This is a genomic window from Aquibacillus kalidii (assembly GCF_014280935.1).
Taxonomy (GTDB): Bacteria; Bacillota; Bacilli; order Bacillales; family Amphibacillaceae; genus Aquibacillus_D; species Aquibacillus_D kalidii.
This window is the reverse complement of record NZ_JACLZI010000019.1, coordinates 1-10,447: the sequence shown is the minus strand read 5'-3', so window position 1 is coordinate 10,447 and position 10,447 is coordinate 1. Positions and strand designations below refer to the sequence as shown.

General features: G+C 36.5%; 9 protein-coding genes and 1 riboswitch. Of the genes, 7 read left to right on the top strand and 2 right to left on the bottom strand.

The window, feature by feature from the left end; genetic code table 11:
• Positions 1-156 precede the first annotated feature (156 nt).
• Together H7K77_RS03595 and gndA are read left to right on the top strand one after the other, a co-directional pair.
• On the top strand, positions 157-906 hold the full coding sequence (locus H7K77_RS03595) for a Cof-type HAD-IIB family hydrolase (protein WP_186576351.1): 750 nt from the start codon (positions 157-159) through the stop codon (positions 904-906).
• 220 nt (positions 907-1,126) lie between these two features.
• Positions 1,127-2,545, top strand: coding sequence for an NADP-dependent phosphogluconate dehydrogenase (gndA, locus tag H7K77_RS03590; protein ID WP_186576350.1), 1,419 nt, complete (start codon positions 1,127-1,129; stop codon positions 2,543-2,545).
• A 42-nt stretch (positions 2,546-2,587) separates the two neighbouring features.
• Here gndA and H7K77_RS03585 read toward each other — a convergent pair whose 3' ends face one another.
• Positions 2,588-3,283 carry a Na-translocating system protein MpsC family protein gene (locus H7K77_RS03585; RefSeq protein WP_186576349.1) on the bottom strand — a complete coding sequence of 232 codons (696 nt, stop codon included), beginning with the start codon at positions 3,281-3,283 and terminating at the stop codon, positions 2,588-2,590.
• Between the two features lie 161 nt (positions 3,284-3,444).
• On the opposite strand from H7K77_RS03585, the gene sda (H7K77_RS03580) reads away from it, so the two are divergent.
• Positions 3,445-3,597, top strand: a complete 153-nt coding sequence (gene sda, locus H7K77_RS03580) for a sporulation histidine kinase inhibitor Sda (protein ID WP_186576348.1) — start codon at positions 3,445-3,447, stop codon at positions 3,595-3,597.
• A 107-nt stretch (positions 3,598-3,704) separates the two neighbouring features.
• On the opposite strand, the gene sda (H7K77_RS21175) is transcribed toward sda (H7K77_RS03580), so the two are convergent.
• Positions 3,705-3,836, bottom strand: coding sequence for a sporulation histidine kinase inhibitor Sda (gene sda / locus H7K77_RS21175; RefSeq protein WP_328701022.1), 132 nt, complete (start codon positions 3,834-3,836; stop codon positions 3,705-3,707).
• Positions 3,837-4,035: 199 nt separating this feature from the next.
• Here sda (H7K77_RS21175) and H7K77_RS03570 point away from each other — a divergent pair, with 199 nt between their 5' ends.
• From H7K77_RS03570 to H7K77_RS03555, 4 genes are all read left to right on the top strand, one after another.
• The gene (locus tag H7K77_RS03570) at positions 4,036-4,410 is read left to right on the top strand and encodes a helix-turn-helix domain-containing protein (RefSeq protein WP_186576346.1); all 375 of its coding nucleotides are present in this window, start codon (positions 4,036-4,038) and stop codon (positions 4,408-4,410) included.
• A gap of 212 nt (positions 4,411-4,622) precedes the next feature.
• A riboswitch (glycine riboswitch) is annotated at positions 4,623-4,704 on the top strand.
• A 105-nt stretch (positions 4,705-4,809) separates the two neighbouring features.
• Positions 4,810-5,082 (top strand): ACT domain-containing protein, encoded by a 273-nt coding sequence (locus H7K77_RS03565; protein WP_186576345.1) that lies wholly within the window; start codon positions 4,810-4,812, stop codon positions 5,080-5,082.
• 15 nt (positions 5,083-5,097) lie between these two features.
• Complete coding sequence (locus H7K77_RS03560) at positions 5,098-6,459, top strand: PFL family protein (RefSeq protein WP_186576344.1); 1,362 nt, start codon at positions 5,098-5,100, stop codon at positions 6,457-6,459.
• A gap of 564 nt (positions 6,460-7,023) precedes the next feature.
• On the top strand, positions 7,024-10,071 hold the full coding sequence (locus tag H7K77_RS03555) for an efflux RND transporter permease subunit (protein ID WP_186576343.1): 3,048 nt from the start codon (positions 7,024-7,026) through the stop codon (positions 10,069-10,071).
• Positions 10,072-10,447: the final 376 nt, after the last annotated feature.

The following is a 10,447-nucleotide window of genomic DNA, read 5'->3' as shown; positions in this document are numbered from 1 at the left end:
ACGGAAAGCGAGCGTTTTTCCGCAGCGTTGGTTTAGCATTCATCTTATATAATGAATGTAGGTCTTAGGGCTTTACTTCGCTTTCTATAGAAATTGTGACATAAGCAACATAGTTATGAAAATAGCCAAAAATTATATAGAAAGAGAGGTTTACATATGAGTATAACTAAACAACCTATTCGATTAATTGCATTAGATATGGATGGTACATTACTAAACGATGATCATGACATATCATTGAAAAATCAACAGGCTATTAAAGAAGCACTAAACCGAGGTATTGAAGTAGTCATTTCCACTGGTAGACACTACACTACCAGTCATCGTTATGCCGAAATGCTTGGGATAAATTACCTCATAACCGTAAATGGAAGTGAAACATGGCGCACTACAGGAGAAATGTTGGATCGCCAATTGCTAGATACTGATCTTGTAGAAATGCTCATTAGACTAAAACATAAACATCAAACGTCAATATGGATGACTGCAACAGACAGGGTTTGGCAAGATGAAATACCTGAGGATATTACACAACATCAATGGCTTAAGTTTGGCTTTAACACAGATGATCATACAATAAAGCAAGAGATAACAAATCAGTTATCCTTAAACAAAAGATTAGAATTAAGTAATTCTAGCCCTACAAATATTGAAGTCAATGCTGCCGGTATCAACAAAGCCGTTGCAATCAGTAAGTTAAGTGAACAATTAGGTATAAGGATGGATCAAGTAATGGCAGTTGGGGATAGCCTAAACGATATTAAAATGATTGAAGCTGCTGGTATTGGGGTAGCAATGGGAAACGCTCAACCCCTTGTAAAAGAGACTGCCGATAAAGTAACAAAGGATAACAATAATGAAGGTGTAGCAAGCGCAATCAAACAATGGGTTCTGACAAATAATTGAATTTTCTTTAAATTCATGAAATAATCAGTGGCTTTTACTTGCAGAGACTCTCCTCTTATAATAAGTTATTATATAGGTAACAATAATCCATCAACGAACCAGCATAAGTCTATTTATAGATAGATTAGAAATAGAGAAGATAAATATACATAGGTTGCGCTGTTTACTGTTTATACGTATGATGGTAAAAGGAATCTATTTTGAAGGAGCGATTGGTAACATGGCAAAACAACAGATTGGTGTTATTGGACTAGCTGTAATGGGTAAAAACCTCGCTTTAAACATTGAAAGTAGAGGCAATTCAGTTTCTGTTTATAACAGATCCTATGAAAAAACAGAAGATTTCATGAAGAATGAAGCAGCTGGGAAAAACTTTTTTGGCGCATCTTCTATTGAAGAATTTGTTGGTTCATTAGAAAAACCAAGAAAAATTTTACTTATGGTTAAAGCAGGTCCTGCGACAGATGCTACAATTGAACAATTACTACCTCATCTTGAAAAAGGTGATATCTTAATTGATGGTGGTAACACATTCTACCGAGATACAATTCGTCGAAATAAAGAATTAGAAGCTTCTGGAATCCACTTCATTGGTACTGGCGTGTCTGGTGGTGAAGAAGGAGCACTTAAAGGACCTTCTATCATGCCTGGTGGTCAAAAAGAAGCTTATGATTTAGTAGAGCCTATCTTAAAATCGATTGCTGCTAAAGTTGGCGATGATGCTTGTACTACATATATCGGACCAGATGGTGCTGGTCACTATGTGAAAATGGTGCATAACGGGATAGAATATGGTGACATGCAATTAATCTGTGAAGCATACTTCATCATGAAAAATGTACTTGGTTTAAGCACAGATGAATTACATGAAGTATTCTCCGAATGGAATAAGGGAGAACTTGATAGTTACCTAATTGAAATCACTGCAGATATTTTCACGAAGAAAGACGACGAGACTGGTAAACCTATGGTAGATCTTATCCTAGATACAGCTGGTCAAAAAGGTACTGGTAAATGGACTAGCCAAAGTGCATTAGACCTTGGTGTTCCTCTTCCAATTATTACTGAGTCTGTATTCGCCCGCTTCATTTCTGCTATGAAGGATGAACGCGTTAAAGCGAGCAAAATCCTAACAGGTCCTTCAGCTGAAAAAGCACCTTTTGAGGGTGATAAAGATGAACTTGTTGAAGCGATTAGAAAAGCTCTTTACATGAGTAAGCTGGTTTCTTATGCACAAGGTTTTGCGCAAATGCGTGCTGCTTCTGAAGAATATAATTGGGATTTAAAATACGGTGACATTGCCATGATCTTCCGTGGTGGATGTATCATCCGTGCACAGTTCCTACAAAAAATTAAAGATGCTTATGACCGTGAGCCTGAGTTGGCTAACTTACTATTAGATCCTTATTTCCAAGAGATCGTGGAAAGTTATCAAGCTTCCCTACGTAAGGTACTTTCCATTGCTATTGAACGCGGAATTCCAGTTCCAGGATTCGCAAGTGCATTAGCATACTACGATAGCTATCGCACGGAGACATTACCTGCAAACTTGTTACAAGCACAACGTGACTACTTCGGTGCTCACACATATCAACGTATTGATAAAGAAGGTACTTTCCATACAGAGTGGATGAAGTAAATAATTTTAAAAGGCCTGTTCACTATATGACAGGCCTTTTTGTTATTTAGTTGGATTTGTTATAAACAAAATAACACTCTTATCTATATCAAAATCCCAGTCAGCAAAAATTTCAACCACTTTCATCCCTAAGATTTCTTCAAAGTGTGTATTATTATGAAGTAACCTTTTCTCTAATCTTCTTTTTGCTATCTTCAAATTCTCTTGTAAACCATCTCTTATCAATTCTTTTTCAATATTTACTAGGATACCATTACGCAGAAATATGTATGTCCTTGGATTTAACTGGTAAGATTCTAATTCTTCAGGTTTTTTTTGAGCAATTCTACTTAAGTGCACAATTTCTTTATCCATTTCCTTTTTACCAGGGAAATCACTTTGTAAACTAGACTCTTCTTTGGTGTCATCCGTACAAACACAGGTAAACATCGCAGATTTGTTATGCATAGCCCAGTCGTAATAAAACTCTCTTACTTGCATCCCAGTAATACGAAAAATATTTGCCTTTATCTCAGGAATCAAGGTGGTAATAACAAGATCTCTGATTTCCTCTACTCTTTGTTCTTTATTTTGATTCATCATAACTTTCTCTGGGGGAGATATAAAGTTTCTAATATATATGGTTATAAAGGTATATTTTATGGAGACATGTACCGACTCTGGTCCCTTCCCAAAGTTTTCTCGTAAAAATTTACTTATGTATTTACTTAATTCCGCTGAATTAGATGATTCTTCCATCTCTTCCCTTCTTTCCTAATCATTTAATCCTATTTTAGTATTACCAAATATGTTATTTTTATTGGTAAAAATTCTCACTATGATGAATACCATATTTTGCTTATACTTAAAATAGGTGAAGGGATAGAAAGCCATTCGCTAAATAAAGGGGAATTTTGAAATTGAACAATTTAAGTGATGACTTGTTAGTAGACGTTTTTATCAAGGCTGTTACTCTTGGCTATGACGAGGATTTTATAATATTGCTTGAAGAAGAAATAAAAAGTAGGGGAATCAGCCTAGAACAGGTTTTAAATGGTAGGTATTTGGGGTAATAAATAACAAATACTTATCGATTTTTATTTTCACTCCTAGATGAGCAGAATTAGGCTGAGTGGCTTCCCCTTCATCCTGAGCTATATAATCTCTTTAGCCTCTTATCCTACTCTTTTTCTAGAAGACCACGACTTTCCATTTCTATTTTTAACAGATTTATAAAATCTTTTTCTAATTGAAGTTCTAATGCCTTTTCGTAAGCAGCTATTAATTTGCGATTAGTCAGTGTATCAAACACGAAAAACACCCACTTTCTTCGTATTACAGTATTGAAATAGAAAGCACAATTATAATCAAACATGTTAATTACTATTTGTGCACATACCTATCTACATACTATTATACTATTTATAGTATTTCAAATGAAAAAAATAGTATTTATAGTATGTTCGATTGTGTATAAATAGAAGGTATATTTTACTAGAGGTGAACCAAGAATGCCTAAAACAGAATTAGCGAAAGTATTAGGGGAACGGATTAGGATGTACAGAAAAAATAAAAAGCTAAGTCAAGAAGAATTAGCTCATCTTTCTAATACACACCCTACCTATATTGGCCAAATTGAGCGTGGTGAAAAGAATGTCACCATTGACACGTTAGAAAAAGTTGTTAATGCTCTACAGATATCTTTAGAAGAACTATTCCGCTTTTCTTCACTTGGTAATGACTTAAATGATACTATTATTCAACTAAACTCTCATTTAACTCATATAAGTAAAGAAGACCGCGATAACTTACTTAAAGTTATAGATGTTTTAATTGATTGGAATGAGCGTTCCAATTCAAATAATCCAATGAACAAGTTAAGGTAATCTGCTGTCATACTTGAATTAATATCAGGTCTAATTCTAAAAATTTAGCAAGTGAGGTCTAATTCGGCTCACTTGTTAAATTCGTTCCCCCTTTCCGTGGGTTTAGTTATTGTCAAATTGACTAATGGAGGCTAAACTGGTAAGATCGCTTTAATACTTGTTATAATAATCACATATAAGTAGCGACGAAAGCTATGGATAAAACTATAGCTGGAGCAGCTTCTGGAGAGACCGTGTAGTAGTAGCGGCGCCGAAGGATTCATAATCTCAGGCAGCAGGGACAGAAGATATGATTACACATAAAATTTATGTGTGCTATCTTAAACTTTTTTCCTTCTGAGATTGGATTTATTCCAATCTTTTTTTATTTATTTTTATATTAAGGATGAGGTGAATGTTATGCAAAAACGCGCAATTGTTAGTGTGGTTGGAAAAGATCAGGTAGGAATTATCGCGAAAGTTACCAATGTGTTAGCTGATAATCAGGTTAATATCTTAGATATTAGTCAAACGATTCTCCAAGACTTTTTCACGATGATGATGTTAGTTGATGTCAGTGATTTAAGCGATTTAGATATGCTGCAAAACAACTTTAAATCTGTAGAGACTAGTTTAGGATTAAAAATAAGTATTCAATTAGAAGATGTATTTCAAGCGATGCACCGCGTCTAAAAAGGAGCGATAACAATGGCAATTGCTTTTACTGAAATTCAAGAAACAATACGAATGGTTCAAATGGAAAGCTTAGATATTAGAACAGTGACAATGGGCATAAGTCTAAGAGATTGTGCTGACTCCGATTTTCAAAAAATGAAGCAAAGAGTTTATGACAAAATTACAAGCTATGCAGCTGAACTTAAACCTGTTGCAGAACAAGTAGAAAAGGAATATGGAGTCCCGATTATTAATAAGAGAATTGCCGTCTCCCCCGTAGCCGAGATTCTCGGAAACGCAACGAGACAAGAAGCAATTGAATTAGCGAGAACACTAGACAAAGCAGCAGTTGATCTTGGTGTTGACTTTATTGGTGGTTTTTCTGCGCTAGTACATAAAGGAATAGCTAAAGGCGATCAAGTACTTCTAGATGCATTACCTGAAGCGCTTAGTGTAACGGAGCGTGTCTGCTCCTCCATTTCCGTTGCAACAACAAAAACCGGAATTAATATGGATGCGGTTAAGCAAATGGGCCAGATAATTAAACAAACAGCCGAGAACACGAAGGATAGAAACGGAATTGGATGTGCCAAATTAGTAATATTTTGTAATCCAGTTGAAGACAATCCTTTCATGGCAGGTGCCTTCCACGGGGCAGGTGAAGGTGAAGTTGTGCTTAGTGTTGGTGTAAGTGGTCCAGGGGTTGTTCTTAATGCTCTAAAACGCTATCCGGATGCTGATCTTGGACAGGTATCTGATATTATCAAGAAAACAGCCTTTAAAATTACACGCGCAGGTGAACTTTTAGGTCGTGAAGTAGCTGATCGATTAAATGTTCCATTCGGTATTATGGATTTATCGTTAGCTCCTACCAATGCCTTGAACGATAGTGTGGCTGAAATACTTGAAGAAATAGGATTAGAAAGAGTGGGAACTCACGGTACGATTGCTGCACTTGCATTAATGAACGATGCTGTAAAAAAGGGTGGAGCAATGGCAAGTTCGTATGTTGGAGGACTTAGCGGTGCATTTATTCCAGTTAGCGAGGATAACGGGATGATCAGAGGGATAGAAGATAATGCACTAAGTCTCTCTAAACTGGAAGCTATGACATGTGTTTGTTCTGTTGGATTAGATATGATTGCCCTTACCGGTGATGTAACACCAGAAACGTTATCTGCCATTATTGCAGATGAATCAGCCATTGGAATGATTAATAAAAAGACAACTGCAGTCCGTGTCATTCCGGTAATCGGTAAAAATGAGGGGGATACTGTAGAGTTTGGTGGTTTACTCGGTCGTGCTCCGGTGATGGGTGTAAATCCATATAGCTCAAACAAGCTAATTAACCGTGGAGGTCGAATACCCGCTCCCCTTCAGGCTTTAATTAATTAATAGTTTTGTTTTCACCCCCGATTCTTATCGGGGGTCCTTTTTTATTTAGTCCTCTTTTTCATGCTTATTGTTATTTTTGACCCACCAACTATAGAAGGCGACGTAAAACATCTTCTTCTCAATGATTTCCTTTTTTCGCTTCAAATAGAATTATCTTCACTAATCATCCTCTATCGTTAAGTTTTTTCCATCAATAGAAAATAGCTATTCTAATCAATGGGGAAATACACTGAGACTCCCACCAGCTGGCAGAAAGCGCAATATTTCCGGTAACGATGGATTAGCATTAACTTATAAGGAATTTGTACGAAGTTAGGAACAACGTACTTTCTCTCTAATACTTCATTCTTGAAGTAACAAAGTATGCGAAGAGAGCTTTTATTTAAAACATACGCCTTAGGTCTTAGTCAAAATACACCTCTGGCACATTATGAATACATCTGAGTTTCTTTAAGATACATAATAGGTAAGGAAAATCATGGCAACGGAGGGAATGGAAGCCATTAATATAAATATTGCTAATTGTAAAACTGATTTTCTAAAAATTATGGTGGAGGTTTAAAAATGCAGTTACTTAAATTTATTGTGCAGAGGAAGATTTTGGTAGGATTATTGGTTGCGTTAACGTTAATGATTGGTTCGTATGCAGTTATTAAACTTGATAAGGAGCTTATGCCATCTATTAAATTTGATGCAGCCTACGTGTATGTTAATGCTGGTGACATTTCAGCAATTGAAGTAGAACGGACCATAACTACACCTATTGAACAACAATTACTAGCTGTTGAAGGTGTAGAAGATGTAAATTCGACTACCAACATTGGTAACAGTTCTATAAATGTTATGTTAGAGCGCGGCCGTGGAGATGAACTTTACAAAGAGGTACAATCTGTTGTCAATTCAGCCACCTCAAATATAACAGGGATTAAAGATGTTGAAACCGGTCAAGCTGGGATGAGTCAAAGCTACGAATTTTTCTTAGACCTTTCAAACGGGAATATGGAGGACATTACTACTTTCGCTAAAGATATACTAGAACCTCGGTTAGAAGAGCTTCCTGAAGTATGGGATGTTTCCTTAATGGGTGTGTTAGAACATGAGGTCTCAGTGGAATTTGAGAGAGCAAAACTAGGGAAGCTCGGTCTAGACGCTTCACAAGTTATTTCCGTTATACAGGGATCTAACAGTGAATCAACTATAGGTGAAATCTCTGAAAATAATGACACTTCATCTCTTCGATGGAACACAAAACTAACTAAGGTGGAAGATGTTGAATCTATTAAAATCCCAACAGCTACGGGTGTCGTTACACTAGATGAAGTAGCAAATGTTTCACTTAATCCATTAGATAGTTCATCGTCCGTATGGAAGGACGGCTCGAAGGACTTAATCTTTGTACAAGTAGGAAGAAACTCTGATGCTACCCAAATCGAAATGGCTGAGGCTGTCCGTGCTGAGGTAGAAAAAATTCGAGATGAAGGTCTAATTGAAGGTTTTGAGTTAAACGAAATGGTTGCACAGGCAGATTATGTGCAAGATTCTATTGATGGGGTAACAAGTAATATCCTAATCGGTGGTTTAATAGCAATTGTTATTCTATTACTATTTTTGCGTAACATTCGCGCTACGATTATTGTTGGACTATCTATCCCAACTTCCGTTTTACTAACCTTTATTGCAATGTGGCTATTTGATTATAGTTTTAATATGTTGTCCTTAATTGGTCTCGGTTTAGGAATTGGGATGATGGTTGATTCCTCTATCGTTATTCTCGAATCTATTTACCGTAAAAAAGAGCAAGGATTAACTAATTTGTCTGCAGTTGTAGAAGGAACAAAAGAAGTTGCTACTGCTGTCATCGCTTCTATGTTAACAACTATTGTTGTATTTCTCCCAATCGGGTTACTTGGAGGAGAAGTTGGTCAATTTATGATTATTCTATCGATTGTTGTTGCAGCAACGTTAATTAGCTCTGTTATTGTATCCTTTACGTTAATCCCAACTCTTGCTGAGAAATTCTTGAAAATAAAGCAACCTAAGAAAGATAAGAAAAGTGGAAAGCTTATGAATGGCTACACCGGCCTAGTAAGTTGGATTGTAAAAAAGAAAAGAAACAGCCTTGCTATAATTGGATTGTTTTTGCTAATTTTTGTAGGCTCTTTATTTACTGCTACAAAAATCCCAGTAACCATTATGCCGGATGTATTTAATCGTTATCAGGAACTAATGGTTAATGTGGAGACAGGTTTATCAACTGAAGATAAAGAAAACTTAATACAAAAGGTTACCGAAGAATTAAGTGCAATTAAAGACGTAGAAACAAGCTATGTGATGGATGATGGCAGTACATTATATACTATTATCAACATGACTAAAGGCGATAACATAACTAGGGAACAAGAAGAAGTAAATGAAGATATTTTCCGCTCTTTACGTGACTTGAAGGGAGAATATCCTGTAGAAAGTGTCCAAGGTGCAATGGATGCAAGCGGTGGCTACCCAGTCCAAGTAAATATTAAAGGGGAAAACTTTAACGAGTTACAGGCTATTAGCGAAAGATTTGTGGATAAGTTAACAGGTATTGAAGGAATCGTTGGGGTAACAAACTCAATGAAACGCACCACTCCAGAACAAGTAGTAGAGTTAAATGAGAGCAACATGGAAGATGCAGGTCTTTCTCCAACTCAAATGAAACAATACCTTGACCAGGCATTTTTGAATATGCCTATTGGAGAAATGACAGTAGATGACGAAACCGTACCACTCACTGTAAGATGGGATGAAAAAATGGAATCTAAAGATGCTTTATTAGATTTACAAGTACCGACTATCGAAGGGGAAAAAGCACTTTCCAACTTCCTTGAATTAAAAACGGTGGAAACACCTAATCAAATCAATCATGTAGATGGAGAAAGATATATTTCTGTATCCGCAGATATAGAAAATAAAGATCTTGGAACCATTAATCGCGAGGTCCAAAAACTTATTAAAGAATTCGATGCACCAAAAGGATATGAAGTTAGTACAGCCGGTGACTTAGAACAGCAACAAGAGCTAATTCAAGATATGCTTGTTGTATTAGCAATTTCGATATTCTTAGTCTATCTAGTCATGGCTGTTCAATTCAATCACCTTATTCACCCAGTAATTGTCATGTCTGTTATTCCTATGACTATTGTCGGTGTCATCCTAGGGTTATTTTTAACACAACAAGAGTTAAGCATGATGTCAGGAATGGGTATAGTCATGTTAATAGGAATAGTTTTAAACAATGCTATTCTTCTTATTGATCGTACCAACCAGTTACGAAAAGAAGGTATGCTTACACCAAGCGCATTAGTCGCAGCAGGATCAGATCGAATCCGTCCAATTTTCATGACAACATTAACGACTGTTGGTGGAATGCTGCCACTTTCCTTAGCATCCGGTACATCTGGAAACTATCAAGGACCAATGGCAACTGCTATTATTTCCGGTCTACTTTTCGCAACCTTTATCACCTTATTATTAGTACCTGCTGTTTATCGATTGTTTACTAAGCGGGATAAGATGAAAGCTGATACGATTGTTACTAGCGAGTCGGTAAAAGAAGATAAGAAAATATCGTTGTAAGGTAAATTAAAAAAGCAGTTCTCGAAGGTTTCCTTGAGAGAATTGCTTTTGTTTTTAATACGTTGTCTTATGACACATTAGCTGCAAAATGTGGCGTAAGTGAATCTATCTGATGATCATCATCTATTCTTTCTTTTGCCGCCACTGTTAGACAGGCTTTCACATCGCCAATTGGCTCTGGGTCTCCTTTTTCGCTTTGTTACACGGGCTCTTACATCGCCAATTGCTTCTGGTTCTCCTTTTTCGCTTTGTTACACGGGTTCTTACATCGCCAATTACTTCTGGGTCCTCTTTTTCGCTTTGTTACACGGGTTCTTACATCGCCAATTGCTGCTGGGTCCTCTTTTTCGCTTTGTTACACGGGTTCTTACATCGC

Excerpts from the sequence above, each read along its gene's own strand:
- H7K77_RS03595 (WP_186576351.1), top strand. The coding sequence starts at position 157 with ATGAGTATAACTAAACAACCTATTCGATTAATTGCATTAGATATGGAT.
- gndA (WP_186576350.1), top strand. The coding sequence starts at position 1,127 with ATGGCAAAACAACAGATTGGTGTTATTGGACTAGCTGTAATGGGTAAA.
- H7K77_RS03570 (WP_186576346.1), top strand. The coding sequence starts at position 4,036 with ATGCCTAAAACAGAATTAGCGAAAGTATTAGGGGAACGGATTAGGATG.
- H7K77_RS03585 (WP_186576349.1), bottom strand. The coding sequence starts at position 3,283 with ATGGAAGAATCATCTAATTCAGCGGAATTAAGTAAATACATAAGTAAA.
- H7K77_RS03565 (WP_186576345.1), top strand. The coding sequence starts at position 4,810 with ATGCAAAAACGCGCAATTGTTAGTGTGGTTGGAAAAGATCAGGTAGGA.
- H7K77_RS03555 (WP_186576343.1), top strand. The coding sequence starts at position 7,024 with ATGCAGTTACTTAAATTTATTGTGCAGAGGAAGATTTTGGTAGGATTA.
- H7K77_RS03560 (WP_186576344.1), top strand. The coding sequence starts at position 5,098 with ATGGCAATTGCTTTTACTGAAATTCAAGAAACAATACGAATGGTTCAA.